The organism is Citrobacter sp. Cpo061 (assembly GCF_030332845.1).
Classification (GTDB): Bacteria; Pseudomonadota; Gammaproteobacteria; order Enterobacterales; family Enterobacteriaceae; genus Citrobacter; species Citrobacter portucalensis.
In genome coordinates, this window is sequence record NZ_JAOWHB010000054.1 from 15,749 (window position 1) to 30,965 (window position 15,217).

Annotated in this window: 19 protein-coding genes; all 19 read right to left on the reverse strand. The window is 55.4% G+C overall.

All coding sequences use genetic code 11. The features are described 5' to 3' along the window. Positions 1-16: 16 nt before the first annotated feature. Positions 17-946 carry a L,D-transpeptidase gene (gene ldtA / locus OGX97_RS20305; RefSeq protein WP_008785129.1) on the reverse strand — a complete coding sequence of 310 codons (930 nt, stop codon included), beginning with the start codon at positions 944-946 and terminating at the stop codon, positions 17-19. Positions 947-1,073: 127 nt separating this feature from the next. Then, on the reverse strand, positions 1,074-2,138 hold the full coding sequence (gene cobT, locus OGX97_RS20310; RefSeq protein ID WP_153752744.1) for a nicotinate-nucleotide--dimethylbenzimidazole phosphoribosyltransferase: 1,065 nt from the start codon (positions 2,136-2,138) through the stop codon (positions 1,074-1,076). A 24-nt stretch (positions 2,139-2,162) separates the two neighbouring features. Next, the gene (cobS, locus tag OGX97_RS20315; protein ID WP_279850766.1) at positions 2,163-2,906 is read right to left on the reverse strand and encodes an adenosylcobinamide-GDP ribazoletransferase; all 744 of its coding nucleotides are present in this window, start codon (positions 2,904-2,906) and stop codon (positions 2,163-2,165) included. Continuing rightward, on the reverse strand, positions 2,903-3,448 hold the full coding sequence (gene cobU, locus OGX97_RS20320) for a bifunctional adenosylcobinamide kinase/adenosylcobinamide-phosphate guanylyltransferase (RefSeq protein ID WP_111465414.1): 546 nt from the start codon (positions 3,446-3,448) through the stop codon (positions 2,903-2,905). Before cobU ends, cobS begins: the two co-directional genes overlap by 4 nt. Then, entirely contained in the window at positions 3,445-4,965 is a 1,521-nt protein-coding gene (locus tag OGX97_RS20325; RefSeq protein WP_279850765.1) for a cobyric acid synthase, read from the reverse strand. Before OGX97_RS20325 ends, cobU begins: the two co-directional genes overlap by 4 nt. Continuing rightward, positions 4,962-5,777 carry an energy-coupling factor ABC transporter ATP-binding protein gene (locus tag OGX97_RS20330; protein WP_003839037.1) on the reverse strand — a complete coding sequence of 272 codons (816 nt, stop codon included), beginning with the start codon at positions 5,775-5,777 and terminating at the stop codon, positions 4,962-4,964. Before OGX97_RS20330 ends, OGX97_RS20325 begins: the two co-directional genes overlap by 4 nt. A gap of 8 nt (positions 5,778-5,785) precedes the next feature. Continuing rightward, on the reverse strand, positions 5,786-6,463 hold the full coding sequence (locus OGX97_RS20335; RefSeq protein WP_003834087.1) for an energy-coupling factor ABC transporter transmembrane protein: 678 nt from the start codon (positions 6,461-6,463) through the stop codon (positions 5,786-5,788). Beyond that, positions 6,450-6,731 (reverse strand): energy-coupling factor ABC transporter substrate-binding protein, encoded by a 282-nt coding sequence (locus tag OGX97_RS20340; RefSeq protein WP_003030289.1) that lies wholly within the window; start codon positions 6,729-6,731, stop codon positions 6,450-6,452. Before OGX97_RS20340 ends, OGX97_RS20335 begins: the two co-directional genes overlap by 14 nt. A gap of 2 nt (positions 6,732-6,733) precedes the next feature. Beyond that, positions 6,734-7,471: a cobalt ECF transporter S component CbiM gene (cbiM, locus tag OGX97_RS20345; RefSeq protein WP_286592720.1), complete on the reverse strand. Its 738-nt coding sequence runs from the start codon at positions 7,469-7,471 to the stop codon at positions 6,734-6,736. Then, a complete protein-coding gene (locus OGX97_RS20350) occupies positions 7,468-8,181 on the reverse strand; it encodes a cobalt-factor II C(20)-methyltransferase (RefSeq protein WP_111465413.1) in 714 nt (237 codons plus the stop codon). Before OGX97_RS20350 ends, cbiM begins: the two co-directional genes overlap by 4 nt. Further along, positions 8,178-8,972, reverse strand: coding sequence for a sirohydrochlorin cobaltochelatase (cbiK, locus tag OGX97_RS20355; RefSeq protein ID WP_008785135.1), 795 nt, complete (start codon positions 8,970-8,972; stop codon positions 8,178-8,180). Before cbiK ends, OGX97_RS20350 begins: the two co-directional genes overlap by 4 nt. 10 nt (positions 8,973-8,982) lie before the next feature. Beyond that, positions 8,983-9,768 (reverse strand): cobalt-precorrin-6A reductase, encoded by a 786-nt coding sequence (locus OGX97_RS20360; RefSeq protein ID WP_008785136.1) that lies wholly within the window; start codon positions 9,766-9,768, stop codon positions 8,983-8,985. Continuing rightward, the gene (locus OGX97_RS20365) at positions 9,765-10,490 is read right to left on the reverse strand and encodes a precorrin-3B C(17)-methyltransferase (RefSeq protein WP_003030278.1); all 726 of its coding nucleotides are present in this window, start codon (positions 10,488-10,490) and stop codon (positions 9,765-9,767) included. The genes OGX97_RS20360 and OGX97_RS20365 overlap by 4 nt, the downstream gene beginning before the upstream one ends. Then, positions 10,490-11,545, reverse strand: coding sequence for a cobalt-precorrin 5A hydrolase (gene cbiG, locus OGX97_RS20370; protein ID WP_003834107.1), 1,056 nt, complete (start codon positions 11,543-11,545; stop codon positions 10,490-10,492). The genes OGX97_RS20365 and cbiG overlap by 1 nt, the downstream gene beginning before the upstream one ends. Continuing rightward, positions 11,526-12,299, reverse strand: a complete 774-nt coding sequence (locus OGX97_RS20375) for a cobalt-precorrin-4 methyltransferase (RefSeq protein ID WP_003030275.1) — start codon at positions 12,297-12,299, stop codon at positions 11,526-11,528. The genes cbiG and OGX97_RS20375 overlap by 20 nt, the downstream gene beginning before the upstream one ends. Continuing rightward, positions 12,292-12,861, reverse strand: a complete 570-nt coding sequence (locus OGX97_RS20380) for a decarboxylating cobalt-precorrin-6B (C(15))-methyltransferase (protein ID WP_279850764.1) — start codon at positions 12,859-12,861, stop codon at positions 12,292-12,294. Before OGX97_RS20380 ends, OGX97_RS20375 begins: the two co-directional genes overlap by 8 nt. Next, positions 12,851-13,456, reverse strand: a complete 606-nt coding sequence (locus OGX97_RS20385) for a cobalt-precorrin-7 (C(5))-methyltransferase (RefSeq protein ID WP_003834111.1) — start codon at positions 13,454-13,456, stop codon at positions 12,851-12,853. The genes OGX97_RS20380 and OGX97_RS20385 overlap by 11 nt, the downstream gene beginning before the upstream one ends. Continuing rightward, positions 13,450-14,586, reverse strand: a complete 1,137-nt coding sequence (gene cbiD / locus OGX97_RS20390; protein ID WP_003030269.1) for a cobalt-precorrin-5B (C(1))-methyltransferase CbiD — start codon at positions 14,584-14,586, stop codon at positions 13,450-13,452. Before cbiD ends, OGX97_RS20385 begins: the two co-directional genes overlap by 7 nt. Then, positions 14,583-15,215: a cobalt-precorrin-8 methylmutase gene (locus tag OGX97_RS20395; RefSeq protein WP_008785140.1), complete on the reverse strand. Its 633-nt coding sequence runs from the start codon at positions 15,213-15,215 to the stop codon at positions 14,583-14,585. The genes cbiD and OGX97_RS20395 overlap by 4 nt, the downstream gene beginning before the upstream one ends. Positions 15,216-15,217: the final 2 nt, after the last annotated feature.

Genomic DNA, 15,217 nt, shown 5'->3' on the forward strand with positions numbered 1-15,217 from the left:
AGGGTCGCCCTGAAAATTAATAATGCTTCTGTACCAGGCTAATGTTCACTGGCATACCGGAACGTCTTTCCAACGCCTGGCTCCCGCGGCTCACATCCACGTCATTCCCGCTGATAAAGGTGCGCAAAGCGGGAGTGACTGGCAAAGGTACCTTTCTGTCAGACTCGTATTCCGAACGGTTTCGTGACAGCGGCTCATGTACTTCCACCCAGCGACTACCGTCCGGCTCTTCGCTGTATTTCACCGGTCGGTCAATTAATTGTACACGCGTCCCTACAGGCACCGTATCAAACAGGTACTTGATGTCATCATTCCGCAAACGGATGCACCCCTGGCTTACCCGCAGACCAATACCGAAATTGGCATTTGTCCCGTGAATGGCATAAAGTCTGCCAATATAAATTGCATACAGGCCCATCGGATTTTCTGGTCCGGCAGGAACAAATGCCGGCAAGCTTTCCCCGCGAGCGGCGTATTCACGTCGGGTATTTGGCGTCGGCGTCCAGCTTGGTGCTTCCTGCTTACGTTCTACCGCTGTCACCCAGTTACGCGGCGTTTCTCTACCCGCCTGACCAATGCCAATGGGTAAAACCTCAACCGTATTGCTGCCAGCAGGATAATAGTAAAGCCGCATCTCGGCGACGTTGATGACAATCCCCTCACGCACGGTATCCGGAAGTATCAGTTGCTGCGGCACAACCAGCGTTGAACCCGATTTAGGCAGAAAAACATCGACGCCCGGATTGGCTTCAAGCATATTGCTCAACCCCTGCCCGTACTGAGCGGCAAATGCCTCCAGCGGCTTGGTGTTTCCTTGTGGAACCGTAATAGTCAAAGTGCTACCCACCAGGCGACTCCCCTCTGGCGGCAGCGGATAACTCACCGCCTGCGCTCCCTGACTCGCAAGCAGCATAATGAGTGAACAAAGCAGTTTTACACGACGCATCTTTTTCCTTTCCTTCGTCGCAACAGATATCCGTTAAGTATAGCTTTTATTATCTGTTTTAGTGGGTTACGACATATTTGCGCATAAAAAAACCTCGCCATCAGGCGAGGTTCAGGTTGAGCAGTAACTACGCTTCCTTACCATCTGGAAGCACGATGTTACTGGCGGCGAGCTGCCCCATATTTTTGTACATCGCACAGGCAGCTTCAATAATCGGCATCGCCAACGCGGCCCCACTGCCTTCACCCAAACGCATCCCCATATTCAGATAAGGATCCAATTCAAGATGCGCCAGCGCGGTGCGGGCGCCCTTCTCAGCGGAGAAGTGTGACGGGATTAGGTAGGGTTTAATCTGCGGCGCAATCTGGCTGGCCGCCAGAGCAGCAGAATACGAAAGAAAACCATCCAGCACGACCGGCAGGCCACAGGAGGCCGCCCCCAGCATCACCCCCGCCATACCGACAAGATCAAACCCGCCAACCTTAGCCAGCACATCGACACCGTCATGGCGATCCGGTTGATTGACGGCAATTGCCCGGCGCACAACGTCTACCTTATTCCCCACCCGAGAAAGAGGAAGGTTAGCGCCAATACCCACGACTTCCTCAGCATCACTGCCGGTCAGCACGCTGACAATGGCCGCCGCAGGTGTGGTATTTGCCATACCAAGCTCCCCGACGCCAAACAGCGTTACACCGTCTTTTGCCAGTTCATGGGTATAGCGGATGACTTCCAGCAACAGCTCCTCGGCCTGCGAACGGCTCATTGCCGGACCTTCGGCTATATTGCCGCAGCCGCGTGCCACACGCATATTCACCACACCGGGAATAGGTTCAGCATCAATCCCAACATCTATCACATGAACCTTCGCCCCAGCCTGAGCGGCCAGGACGCAGACGCCGGTCGTTCCACGCGTCATATTGGCAGCCTGTATAGCCGTGACAATTTTAGGCGAAACGGCAACCCCTTCATCCCACACGCCGTGATCGGCGCACATCACCAGCATCGCTTTGCCGTTCACATGCGGCACACCCTTCAGGCCAGGCATCCCGGCCAATTGTACGGCGAGAGATTCGAGTCGCCCTAAACTTCCCGGCGGCTTAAGCAAGCCGTCAATATGCTGCTGTGCACGCAGCATCGCGGCACTGTCGGGTGATGGGATCGTGCGGAGTAAAGAGGTTAAAGTCTGCATAAGGGTTCCAGTATGTGGGCTGACTCAGAGCAGAGCCAGCAAGAAAATCAACTCGCCAAGTTCAATGGCAGCGCCCAGCGTATCGCCGGTTTGCCCACCCAACGTGCGTTTTAATAACTGCCCAAGAATAAAAATCGCCACTATTGTGACAACCAGCGCTACCACGCCGCGCATGCCGGGAAGTAGCACGGCGGCAAGGATCGCCGCTAATCCCAACGTAACGCAGGTTTGACGCCCGGTGACTTTGCCAATAAAAACGTTGCCCAGCCCTTCTTCGCGGGCATAGCGATGCCGATACATCAGCAACACCGCCGTTCCTCGCCCGGCGACACATGCAGCTGCCAGCGCGGCCAGCATTGGCGTGCCACGCAAAGCCAGTTCACTCACCACCAGCACCTTCGCCAGTAAAACGAAAATTAACGCCAGTCCACCGTGGGTGCCCAGACGACTGTCGCGCATGATTTCCAGCATCCGCTCGCGTCGGCGCGCCGAAAAAATGCCGTCACAGGTATCCGCCAGACCATCCAGATGAAATCCCCCGGTCAGCAATGCCAGTGTCAACACCGCAAAAAGGGCCGCCAACGGAATACCGCACCAGGGCTGGAGCGCCATAAAGACCAGCCCCGTCAGCCCTCCCAACACGACGCCAATCAGGGGAAACATTACAATACCGCGGGAATAGTGCTCGAAATCCAGTCCTTGCGACCAGCGAGCAGGAACGGGCAAGCGACTGATAAAAGAGAGCATTGCCCAGAACAACTTACTCATTTAATTTTGACTCCAATTCCTGATACCACCAGCCAGACCTCATCCGCTGCCGCCGCCAGTCGCTGGTTCACGCGTCCTGCAATATCACGAAAATGCCGCGCCAGACGGTTCTCCGGCACAATCCCCATTCCCACTTCGTTAGTGACCAACACGATCTTTGCCGGGCAGCGCTGACAGGCTGCGATCAGCGAACGGATTTCACCTTCGATAGACTGCTCCATCGCCGCGTAATCCCAGCTGTCCGGATCGCTTTCACCGCCCAGCGCAAACAGCAAGTTGGTCACCATCGTGGTGATGCATTCCAGCAGAATGGCTTCATGAGGATCGTTCGCGGCCGTGATCAGTTCATCAAGATGTTGCCAACGTTCGGCTGTACGCCAGTGCGCAGGACGTCCATCGCGATGATGCTGAATTCGCGCAGCCATCTCCTCATCAAAAATCTGCGAAGTCGCAATATACAAAACGTTTGGGGAATCAGCGATCAGCGCTTCCGCATGCCGACTCTTGCCGCTTCGCGCGCCGCCAGTAACCAGAATCATCATACTGGCTCCCGGTGTTGCTGCATGATGGTATAAATTTTTTCAATATCGATGTGTTGCCGCATCGCATCCGCCAGCAGATCAAACTGCTGCGATTTATATTGCGCGTAATGGAAGGTGGAATCCAGCGGAGCTAACCCTTTACGTTCTCGCAAGCCATTGACCAAGGCTCGGGTGAAATCATCGCTGTCGAAAAGACCGTGAAGATAGGTGCCGAACGCCAGGCCATCCGGAGTGACCGCGCCGTCAACAACGCTGCCGCCGTCTTTGTGCAACGTCATCACCGACTGGCATTCATCGGTTAATGCTGTTTCGCCCATATGAATTTCATAACCGCGAACGGATAACCCCGCCGTGCCGGCCAGCCAGTCAGGCAGCGATGAAGACATTTGTCCCTCAACCAGGGTCGTGGTTTTGTGCTGGGCAAAATGGGTGACTGTATTGAGTAAGCCCAGACCCGGCAGCGTACCGAGGCCCGACTCTACTTCATCAATGATGGTGTCGCCGAGCATTTGATAGCCGCCACAAATCCCAACCACCGGTACGTTATTACGATGTAATTGCACGACGCCATGCGCCATCCCGCTTTCACGCAGCCATACCAGATCGCCAAGGGTATTTTTGCTGCCCGGCAAAATCACCAGATCGGCCCCCGCCAGCTCTTCAGGCTGGCGAACATAGCGCACGCGCACATCCGGCTGCGCAGCAAGCGCATTGAAATCAGTAAAGTTAGAAATGTGCGGTATTTGAACAACGGCGATGTCGATGTCGCGTTTGTCAGTGCGCAAATACTTGCCCTTTTGCAGCGCAACGCCGTCTTCATCTTCCAGATCAACATCCAGCCATGGCATCACGCCCAGTACAGGAACGCCGGTCAGCGCTTCAATTTGCTCGATACCGGAGTGCAGCAGCGTCACATCACCGCGAAACTTGTTGATGATCACCCCTTTTACCCGCGCGCGCTCGTGATCGTGCAACAGCGCCAGCGTGCCGTAAATGGAGGCGAACACCCCGCCACGATCGATATCCGCCACCAAAACGACAGGGCACTGCGCCATCTCGGCCATACCCATATTGACGATATCGCGATCGCGCAGGTTAATCTCTGCCGGGCTCCCCGCTCCTTCCAGCACCAGCACATCGAACTCCTGCGCCAGGCTGTTATAAACTGACAGGATCTGTTCCCGCAGACGTGGCTTGTACTCGTGGTAACTCACCGCGTCCATATCGGTTGCCACTTTACCCATCAGCACTACCTGTGCTTTTCGATCGCTGGTCGGTTTAAGCAACACCGGGTTCATACGCACATCTGGCGTAATGCCTGCGGCTTCGGCCTGAAAAATTTGCGCGCGGCCCATTTCTTTTCCCTCTGGCGTAATGCCAGAGTTCAGCGCCATGTTCTGCGATTTGAACGGCGCGGTATGCAGTCCATCCTGATAAAAAATACGACACAGCCCGGCGACCAATACGCTTTTACCCACATCAGATGCCGTTCCCTGCAACATTATTGCCTGCGTCATGACGCCTCCTTCAGTGCGTTCTCTCGCATACAGCTAAAAAATTCAGCCTCTGTTTTACACAGCGGGAAGCCCAACTCTGTATGCAGCTTCACCAGCCAGGGCTGAGTTAATCCCGCTTGTTCAATAAGATCCGTACGGGCGAAAACGTCGCCTGGCGTACCGTGCGTGAGCACTTCGCCCCGGCGTAAAACGTACACCGCATCGCTGACTTCATAGATAAGATCGATATCATGGCTGGAAATTACGACGTGGTTTCCTTGCGCAACGATGCGTTTGATTATCTCAATCATCTGCGTGCGGCCTGACGGGTCGAGGCCCGCAGTAGGTTCATCCAGCAGCAGATACTGCGCCTGCAACACCAACGCCCCGGCAATTGCTACACGTTTTTTTTGCCCATGGCTTAAACACTGAATGGGCTGATGGCGAAAATGCTGGGCGTCGACCAGCGTAAGCGCATCTTCCACGCGCCGAGCGATTTCAGCTTCATCCACCCCAAGATTGCGCAGGCTAAAGGCGATATCGCTGTCAATATCGGTATAAAAGATTTGCTGATCGGGGTCCTGAAATACCGTTGCCACCTGTTGACGCAGCGCCAGCAGGCCGCGCTTGCTGTAATCCAGCGGTTTGCCCTGCCACATCACCGCGCCTTGCTGTGGGCGCAATAAGCCACTCAGGTTCATAAACAGCGTGGATTTCCCGCAGCCATTAGCGCCTACCAGTCCGGTGACGGCATGCGTCGAAAAATCCAGAGTTAGCCCTTTGAGGATCGGGTCATCCTGATAGCGAAACCAAAGCGCTGAGGTGGCAAGCATACTTTTCCTTACAGGTGAAAATCACCCTGATACAGTTTGATATCTAGTGTGGTGGTCATTTGCTGGTAGCGGATCAACACGCGGGTAAACAGCAATCCCACCAGCATTGCCAGAGAGCGGTAGCCCAACGGTAAGCTACGATAACCAAAACGCAGCGTTTGTGCGCGATGAATAGCCAGCGCCTCGTCTAACAGGATAAAAATAAACCGCCAGGTCAGCAGGATCTGCTCAGTTAGCAGGCGAGGAACATGCGCGCGTTTGAGTAAGATAATTAATTGCGGAAACGGCAGATTCAGCACCAGCCAGAAAGTTGCCGCCAGCGCGGCAAGGCTGCGCCAGAAGGTTTCATTGGCAGTTACCAGACCTGGTGCGCTGATCCCCAACCAGTAACTTCCCACAGGTATGCTGGCCAACAGCGTCTGTGGATCGCGGCTGATGCTAAACAAAATTGTCACCACGCCAACCGTGAGAAAACCAAACGGCAATGCCATCCAACGGCACCAGCGCCAGAAGGAAATACGCAGCAGCCAGCAGCTCAGCGCGGCAATAAGTAAAAGCTCAATACCCTGCCCCAATGGGGGCAGAGTAAACGCCAGAATCATCATCACCAGCCAGAGCAGAAATTTCCGCACCGGCGAGACATGAACCCAACGGCTTTGATAGCTAAGCCTGTCAAGCCCGGTCATCACGGCGTTGCCTGCCCTTGGTGTAACCCAGGATATAGAAAATCACAGCTGCGCCCAGCGATCCCTGGAGTGTAAACAGCAGACTTTCAATTTCACCGCTTGCGGGTTCATACAACGGCTGGAACCAGGGCTCATAATGCGGAGCAATAGCCTGAATCTGGCTTTCCGCCTCACCATCTGACCCGCCGTACTCCCCACCGTGGTTGATAAAGAACGGCAGGATCACCAGTGCCACTACCATGCCCAATATAATCAGCGTCTTTTTCATCGTTAATGCCCTTGTGCGGTTATCAACTGGCGTTTGGTTAGCTGATCGTAAATCAGCACGGTAAGTAACCCTTCCGCAATCGCAATTGGGATCTGCGTCAGGCAGAAAATCCCCATGAACTTAATGATTGAGCCGGTAGCGCCAGCAGAGGGATCCGGGAACGCAACGCCCAGCTGTACAGAAGTCACGAAATAGGTGACGAGATCCGCCAGCATCGCACACAGGAAGACGCAGACATCACGACGCAGCCCTGCGCGGCAGGCCATTTTCCACACCATGTAACCCACTACCGGGCCAATTACCGCCATCGACATACCGTTCGCGCCGAGCGTTGTTAAACCACCGTGTGCCAGCAGCAGAGCCTGGAACAGCAGGACAATCGCCCCAAGGATGGCTACCACGCCCGGTCCAAACAGGATAACCGCCAGGCCTACACCGGTAGGATGTGAGCAGCTTCCGGTAACGGAAGGAATTTTCAGCGCCGACAGCACAAAAATAAAAGCGCCACACAGGGCCAGCAAAACCTTCTGGTGGTTATCCTCCTGCACAATTTGGCGCAGACATACCAGTCCGTACCACAGGCAGGGTAAAAACAGCAGCCACCAGGCCAGCGCCCACATCGGCGGCAAGAAACCTTCCATAATGTGCATGGCGAACGCTTGTTCAGGAACAATCATCAGTAATAGCGCCGCAGCCAACCCGCTGAAAGACAGCTGTTTTAGCTGTTGTTCAAGCTTCATTGTGCATACTCCCACTGTTTATTGACCAGAATGGTCGAGAAATAAGGCAGCGGCTGATCGTCGCTCACCTCATCGAGATGACGCCAGCACTGTTCACCTGGCAGCGTGGCTTCAGACATCATTAATGCACAGTCCAACAAACCCTCTTGTTGTAGCAGCGCTTTGATACGTGCAAAACGACCGTACACTTTCATCAACACCAGACTGTCATGCTGTTTTAACGCTTGCTGGATTTCCACTTCCGGCGCGGTACAGGAGACCACCGCCAGTGACTGCTGCTCCATAGCGAGCGGCGTTTTGGAACGCGCGGCAATCGCGGCGAAAGACGTGACGCCAGGAACGATTTCCAGCCAGTCAGGACAACCAATACGCTGAAGTAAAAAGACCCAGGTGCTGAACAGCATCGCATCGCCGAGAGTGATAAACCCCACCTGCTTACCGGCCTCGACTTCCTGAACCAGCGCGGCAGCAACTTCATCCCAGACGGCCTCTTTTTCAGCGCTATCGGCACTCATAGGAAAATGGCAGCAGCGGACTTCGGTCTGTTCACCGATATACTCACGTACAATCGACAATGCCAGACTGTCACCGCCTTTACGCCCGGCAGGCGCATAGAGAATATCCAGCGCGCCCAGCGTGCGTGCGGCACGCACGGTAATCAAGTCGGAAGCACCTGGCCCGGTGCTCAGTGCATACAGTTTTCCGCTCATGCTGCTTCCTCCAGCGCCACATTAAGCGCCTGCTGTAAATGTGCCACGAACATAGCGCGAACCGCTGGGTTCTCACCCAGACCACTAAGCCACGGCGTAGCCGGTATCCCTGCTGCATTGAACAACGTTTTCCAGGAATCATCTTCGTCGGAGGCCATATCGTTGATGGCATGGTCGCCAGCGACTAACATCAGCGGCATCAGATGCACCGCCGTCACCCCTTCCTGAGATAAACTTTCAATCAGCACATCCACTTCCGGATAGCTTTCCACCGCCCCAACCCGCGCCGGAAAGCGCTGCGCCGTCATCATGTGGTCGAGACAGGCATAGGCGGCAAAAGCATGGTGGCTGGCGCCGTGTCCCATAAAGACCACTTTTTCACTTTCGCCAAGCGCCGGCATCTGCTGTTGCAGCGCCAGCATCAACTGTGCGTAATCTTCATGGCTGCTCAGCAGCGGTACACCCAGCGTCAGGCGTGAAAACAGCGGACGCATACTTTGCACTTCGCGGACAATTTTTTCGTATTCGTCACCATTAATAATGTGCAGCGACTGAATAGCCACATCCTGATACCCCTGCTCCGCCAGTTTTTGCAGCGCCTGCAGCGGCGTGTCGATTTCAATACCGTCTCGCTGCTTGAGCTTGCGGATTATCATCCCGGAGGTAAACGCCCGGAACAGGTCGCGGTCAGGGCAGCTAGCTGCAAGATCGCGCTCACAGGCCACAATATTTTTCTCGCAGGTGTCGTGATAGCTGGTGCCAAAACTGACCACCAGAAGCGCCTTTTTCATCTCAAACTCCTTAAGCAGTGGCCAGCCAGCGCGTTAAACGCGCCCCAAAGGCGGCCTGACTTTCCAGTAACTCTTCTCCCGTCACCAACGGTGCCGGACGTGTAATCACGATGCAGGGGATTCCGGCATCCAGACAGGGTTGAACCTTTTCCTGATAGCCACCTTCAGCGCCAGATGCTTTGGTGATCACCACATCAGCCTGGCACTGGCGATAAAACGCGGCGTTGAACTCGGCGCTAAACGGTCCGCACAGTGCGAAGATTTCACCGACGCCAAATCCCAGATCCGCGCATTGCTGAATGACCTCAGGAACAGGCAGAACGCGCGCCAGCAGCGTTTTTTCAGGCAACCCTTCGCGCCAGATAGCCAGATCTTTACTGCCGGTCGTCAGCAGCACACGATCGCCGAAGCGTCGCGCCAACTCACAGGCTTGCTGAATGCTTTGTACGGTATACAGGTGCGGGTGAGTTAAACCACTCAACTGCTCAGGGCGCTGGTAGCGGCTCAGCAGTACGCCCGCCGCTTCGCAGGCGCTCATGATGTTGCGGCTCACCACCTCGGCGTACGGATGCGAGGCATCGATCACCCAGCGCGTCCGATTTTCCTGTAGCCAGGCAATCATTTGTTCGCGCTCCAGACGCCCGCAGCGCACCTGGCCTTTGATGTCTCCCGCCAGTTGTTTCCCTGTTGGGGTTGCAACTGACAGGGTGTAGGCCACGTTTGCCGCATCCAGTTGCTGGCACAGCATGCGCGCATCGCTCGTACCGCCCATGACCAGCACATCACCGTAATTCACAGCACATAACCTCGTGGCGTGATCATCAGGCCGTCCTGAACATAGGTTGTTTTGTTACCCACGATCACAAGGCTGGTCATATCAACCGGTTCGAAATCCATTTCACCGAGCGTGGTTAACCATTTTTCCTGCTTTTTACGTCCGGCAGACTTCACAATACCCACCGGCGTTTGTGCGCTTTTGCTGGCGGAAAGCAGCTCAAATGCGCGCGCCAGATGACCTTCGCGACCCCGACTGCGCGGGTTGTAGAAACAGATAACAAAGTCTGCCTCACCGGCGGCAACGATGCGTTTTTCGATAACCGGCCATGGCGTTAACAGATCGCTTAAGCTGATGTGGCAGAAGTCGTGCATCAGCGGCGCACCCAGCAAAGAGGCCGCGGCAATACTAGCGGTCATGCCAGGTATTAGCCTGACCTCAACATCCAGCTTTTGCTTGCTAACCAGTTCGAGCACCAACCCGGCCATACCGTAAATCCCCGCGTCACCGCTACTGATCAGCGCCACGTTGTGACCCGCCTGTGCCAGTTCGATCGCTGCCTGGCAGCGTTCAATCTCTTTGCACATTCCGGTTTTGATCACCTGCTTGTCACCCGTGAACGCTTTTACCAGATGGGTGTAGGTTTTATAGCCAACGATGATTTCCGCTGCCTGCAGTGCTTCAACGGCTTCCATGGTCATCATTGCCTGCGAGCCAGGGCCAATTCCAATTACGCTTAACATCAGTGTGAAACTCCCAAAGTGATAGTGACGCCCTGTTCTCGCAGGGTCTCGCCTAACAGTTTTCCGTGGCTCAACAGCCAGGCTGCAGGACCGGAAACGCTTCCTGTACCCACCGTTTTGCGAACAAACGATGAAGCTGGAAAACGGTGCTCATGCTCACGCAGCGCGTCAGCAGTAAAGGTTTCGAAAGGAACGCGGCAGCACGAAGCCAGTTGGATAAGTCCCTGTTCATCTTTTTTCAGCGTGATGCTGCCAATCGCTTTTAGCGCCAACGGATCGAGCTGTTGAGCTTCAAGTTGCCGGGCAAGCAGCGCAGCCAGCAGAGGGAACGGCGTATCACGGCGACAGCCAATTCCGGCCACAACCCGCTGTGGCACCAACTTCCAGTGCGGAACAGGCAGGTCAGGTAAATTGGTGCGTAAGGTGATGCACACCAACGCATCCAGTTCAGGGAGCTGGTTGAGATCGGTAACCGTGATAAACCCGCGCCGGTCGCAATGGCTGACATCCTGCGTCAGTTCGTCATCCCACCACAAACCAACCCGCTTATTGCTGACCAGCATCTGGTTCACGATCTTCACCGCCGAACGGAAATCACTCATCCGGGCATTCAGTTGAAATGCCAGCGTATCCAGTGCCGCCATATCGTTCACATCCGTCGCGGTAGTGATAACCGGGTCAGCGCCCAACATGCCCGCCAGATAACGCGCCAACGCATTGGCACCGCCCGCGTGGCCGGAGAGCAGGCTGATGACATGCTGGGCACGTTCATCAATGACCACCACCGCCGGATCGCAAAACTTGTCGTTGACCAGCGGGGCCAGTACGCGCACCGCAATACCGGTCGCACCGATAAAAATCAGCGCCGAGTAATTCGTAAACGCTTCGCGGGCGGTATTCGCAAAGCCGTTTTCAAAGGGAATAAACCCCTCCTCCAGCAGCTTTTCACTGGTAAAACAGGTAACCGGCAGCATGGCTGCCAGACGTTTCGCCAGCACAACGCCGCCAGGAGTCAGGCAAAAAAGCGCAATTGACTCAGGCTTTACGGTATTCATGGCTAAAGTCCGCCGCATAGAGTTTGGAGTAGTGATACTCCGAGCCCAGGAAATTACCGACCAGAATAAGGGCCGTTTTACGGATGCCCGCATCGCGAACCTTGTCGCCAATATCCGCCAGGGTCCCGCGCACGGTCTGGCTTTCCGGCCAGGTCGCTTTATAGATCACCGCCACGGGCGTGGTCGCCGGATAGCCGCCTTCAATCAGACGCTCAGCCACCCGATGAATGCGCTGGACGGAAAGATAAATAGCCATTGATGTCTGGTGGCTGGCAAAAGACTCCAGCTGTTCACGCTCTGGTACCGGGGTGCGGCCTTCCAGGCGCGTAATGATCAGGCTCTGTGAAACTTCAGGTACGGTGTACTCCACGCCCAGCTCCGCCGCCGCGCCGAGGAACGCGCTGACGCCGGGCACCACCTGCCAGTCAATCCCGCGTTTGGTCAGCTCCTCACCCTGCTCGCGTACGGAACCGTACAACGAGACATCACCGGTTTGCAGGCGCACAACGGTCTTGCCCGCTTTCACTCCGGCCTCCATCAGATCAAGGATCTGCTCCAGATGCAGTTCGGCACTGTCGTGACATTCAGCACCGGCAGGGCAATACTCCAGCAATTCAGTGTTAATCAGCGATCCGGCGTAGATAACAACCTGCGCCTGCTGCAGCAACCGGTAACCTTTGAGGGTAATCAGCTCGCGATCGCCAGGACCTGCGCCAACAAACCACACGCTACGGGGATCAAAAATCTCAGACATGGTTTCCTTCCTTCTGACAGGCGATAACAAATACGGGGTTATTCGGTTTAAAATAGTGACCATTGCCAAGCGAGGTAAGCGAGGAAACCTGTAGCTGCAGGCAATCCACTCCCTGTACGCCAAGATGATCCAGATGTACCAGCGCGGTGTTGAGGTTTTCCTGGAGGATAAACGTCATCACCAAACGCCCTGCGGGATGCAATTGGCGCATCGACCAGTCAATCAGTTCGGTCAGATGGCCTCCGCTGCCGCCCATAAAAATGGCATCGGCTTTTTCAGCGATGGTCATGGGAGCAACGCCGGGAAAAATATCGATATTTGCGCAGGCAAAATGCTGGCGGTTTTCATCCAGCAACCTGAGCGCCGTCGGGTTACGTTCGATGGCCGTTACACGTAATCCGGGATATTGCAACGCGGCTTCTATCGACACGCTGCCGGTTCCGGCACCAATATCAATCAGGTGACTGGCGCGGTGTAATTCAAGTTTTGAGAGGGCAAGTGCGCGTACCGCTTCTTTGGTCATCGGCACTTTCTCTCCACGCAGAAACAGCTCATCTTTCATCAAGGATCACCACTGCATTCATGTCATAGTCAGCGTTAACTTCACGCACAGGCAGGAAATGGATCTGTTCGTTTTCCATCGCCAGGTTTTCGCCAATCACCATCCAGCGATGCCCCTTGCCTCGGGCAATGAGCTGCTGCGCGATTTCACGCGGGCCACACAGCGCATCAGTCACCATCGCCACCTTGTTATGTCGCGCCAGCTCATCAAAACAGACGCTGCGGCCATGGCTACTGGTCAGCCACATATCGTTCATATCAATACCGGACTGCGCGCACAGGTACTGCACCGCACTAATGCCGGGAATAATCCGCACATTCTCAATACCAAAATGCGCCACCATGCGCGTCCCGATGCCGTAAAACAGGGGATCGCCAGACGCCAGTACCACAACATGCTTCTCCTGGTGCGCGCTAATCCAGCTCAGGAGTTCCGGGATATTGGCGCCAAGAGCAAACTGTTCACCGGCAAAATCCGGGAATTGCTGCAAATGCCGCTTTCCACCGACCAGAACATCCGCCGTCGCGACCGCTTCTCGTGCCGCAGGCGTCATCAAATGCAAACCGGCGGGGCCCATCCCTACAACGGTTAACATTGCATCTCCTCAGCAATCTCTGCGACCGGACGATTACTTCCAAGAACCTGATTATCAAAAGAAAACATGATGGCATCGCAGGTCGGGGGATTTTTGGTAAAGCGCAGCGTTTGCAGAACACGCATACAAATGCGCTGAGCCAGATGGTCATAAATGTGCTGGAAACCGTACGCGTCGATATGTTCCATCGCCGCTTCGGTGGTATCGCACTCGCTGACCAACGTCAGCAGTTCCAGCGGTGCGCCAAGTAGCGCGAGGTGAGCCACCAGCGTTTCCATGCGGGCATCGGCAATATGGCTATGAGTGTGGAAGATCCCCGCCGCGATTTTGACGAGCTTACCGGGGTGCCCCACCAGTACGATTTGTCGGAACCCCAGACGTACGGCTTCTTCAATCATGTAACCGACAAAGTTGCTCATGGTGACCACAACCTGGGTGTCGATACCCATCTGCTCGCGCACAAAACGCTCGCCGTGGTTTCCCGGCACCAGTACGACACGCTCCAGCCCCGCCGCCCGCTTAATTTCCAGCTCCAGCGACAGCGAACGCTTCCAGCTCTCTTCCGACATCGGCGTGACAATACCCGTGGTGCCAATAATCGAAATGCCGCCCAAAATGCCAAGGCGGGAGTTGTAGGTTTTTTGCGCCCGTTCTTCGCCTTCTGGCGCGAAGATTTCAATCTGCGCCCCACGATTTGGGCCAATCGCTTCGCGGACAGCTGATTCAATGGTCTGGCGAGGTGTACGGTTAATCGCCGAACTGCCCACCGGCAGGCCAATCCCTTTGCGGGTTACCGTACCGACCCCTTCACCGCCCTGTAAGGCAATCACGCCACTATCGTCTAACGTCACGCGGGCAAAAATCAGCATGCCGTGGGTGGCGTCCACATCATCTCCACCGTCTTTGCGGATGGCCGCTATTGCCTGCTGCCCTTCGATATGCGGTGACTCCACGTTCAGGCACAGCGTCACCCCGGAAGGCGTCACGATGGAAACCTGATGGATGAGGTGTTGGCGCAATACCATCAACGCGGCAACTTTTGCCGCCGCCGTGGCGCACGATCCCGTGGTATACCCTTTACGCAGCGCTTTACCGTTGTGCCACACCGGCGTATCGAAGGCCTCGCTCATCGCGCCCCCTGCATGTGATAAAGCATGGCGTTGACGATAGCGGCGGCGACATTGCTTCCCCCTTTGCGGCCTAACGCTGCAATGGCGGGCAAATTGCTTTGGGTCAGGGCATCTTTCGACTCTTCAGCACCAACGAACCCGACCGGTACACCTACCACACCGCTGACGGCAACATCATGCTCAAGCAGGCGGAACAGCGCAGTCGGCGCGTTGCCAAAGACAAACAGCTTTTCCCCCTCTTCCTTCACCGCAATGTCGACTGCCGCCATGGACCGGGTAATACCCTGCTCTTTTGCCGTACGCACAACCCGCGGGTCGCTGATGTAGCAGCGGCATTCACCGCCGAATTTTGCCAGCAGCGTTTTATTGATCCCGGAAAGCGCCATCGTGGTATCGGTATAAATCACGCTCGAACGGCTAAGCGCCGCACAAAACTGCTCCAGCACATCACTGGAAAACCACAGAATGTCCAGCCAGTCGAAATCTGCCGTCGTGTGAATAACCCGCTTGATAATGGCTTCATGTAACGGACTGGCAAACTGATAGTCCGGACGGGTTTCACGGATGATCTCGCCAATAATGTCGAAACTTTTGGCTTCAATCGCCTGGGGTTGCTGGATGTATTGCATTA

Bases quoted from the DNA above. Each gene is read 5' to 3' on its own strand.
- OGX97_RS20365 (WP_003030278.1), bottom strand. From the start codon at position 10,490: ATGTTAAGCGTAATTGGAATTGGCCCTGGCTCGCAGGCAATGATGACC.
- OGX97_RS20350 (WP_111465413.1), bottom strand. From the start codon at position 8,181: ATGAGCGGAAAACTGTATGCACTGAGCACCGGGCCAGGTGCTTCCGAC.
- OGX97_RS20325 (WP_279850765.1), bottom strand. From the start codon at position 4,965: ATGACGCAGGCAATAATGTTGCAGGGAACGGCATCTGATGTGGGTAAA.
- OGX97_RS20340 (WP_003030289.1), bottom strand. From the start codon at position 6,731: ATGAAAAAGACGCTGATTATATTGGGCATGGTAGTGGCACTGGTGATC.
- cobU (WP_111465414.1), bottom strand. From the start codon at position 3,448: ATGATGATTCTGGTTACTGGCGGCGCGCGAAGCGGCAAGAGTCGGCAT.
- ldtA (WP_008785129.1), bottom strand. From the start codon at position 946: ATGCGTCGTGTAAAACTGCTTTGTTCACTCATTATGCTGCTTGCGAGT.
- OGX97_RS20375 (WP_003030275.1), bottom strand. From the start codon at position 12,299: ATGTCTGAGATTTTTGATCCCCGTAGCGTGTGGTTTGTTGGCGCAGGT.
- cbiD (WP_003030269.1), bottom strand. From the start codon at position 14,586: ATGAGCGAGGCCTTCGATACGCCGGTGTGGCACAACGGTAAAGCGCTG.
- cobS (WP_279850766.1), bottom strand. From the start codon at position 2,906: ATGAGTAAGTTGTTCTGGGCAATGCTCTCTTTTATCAGTCGCTTGCCC.
- OGX97_RS20335 (WP_003834087.1), bottom strand. From the start codon at position 6,463: ATGACCGGGCTTGACAGGCTTAGCTATCAAAGCCGTTGGGTTCATGTC.
- OGX97_RS20395 (WP_008785140.1), bottom strand. From the start codon at position 15,215: ATGCAATACATCCAGCAACCCCAGGCGATTGAAGCCAAAAGTTTCGAC.
- cbiM (WP_286592720.1), bottom strand. From the start codon at position 7,471: ATGAAGCTTGAACAACAGCTAAAACAGCTGTCTTTCAGCGGGTTGGCT.
- OGX97_RS20330 (WP_003839037.1), bottom strand. From the start codon at position 5,777: ATGCTTGCCACCTCAGCGCTTTGGTTTCGCTATCAGGATGACCCGATC.
- OGX97_RS20385 (WP_003834111.1), bottom strand. From the start codon at position 13,456: ATGTTAACCGTTGTAGGGATGGGCCCCGCCGGTTTGCATTTGATGACG.
- cbiG (WP_003834107.1), bottom strand. From the start codon at position 11,545: ATGAATACCGTAAAGCCTGAGTCAATTGCGCTTTTTTGCCTGACTCCT.
- cbiK (WP_008785135.1), bottom strand. From the start codon at position 8,972: ATGAAAAAGGCGCTTCTGGTGGTCAGTTTTGGCACCAGCTATCACGAC.
- cobT (WP_153752744.1), bottom strand. From the start codon at position 2,138: ATGCAGACTTTAACCTCTTTACTCCGCACGATCCCATCACCCGACAGT.
- OGX97_RS20380 (WP_279850764.1), bottom strand. From the start codon at position 12,861: ATGAAAGATGAGCTGTTTCTGCGTGGAGAGAAAGTGCCGATGACCAAA.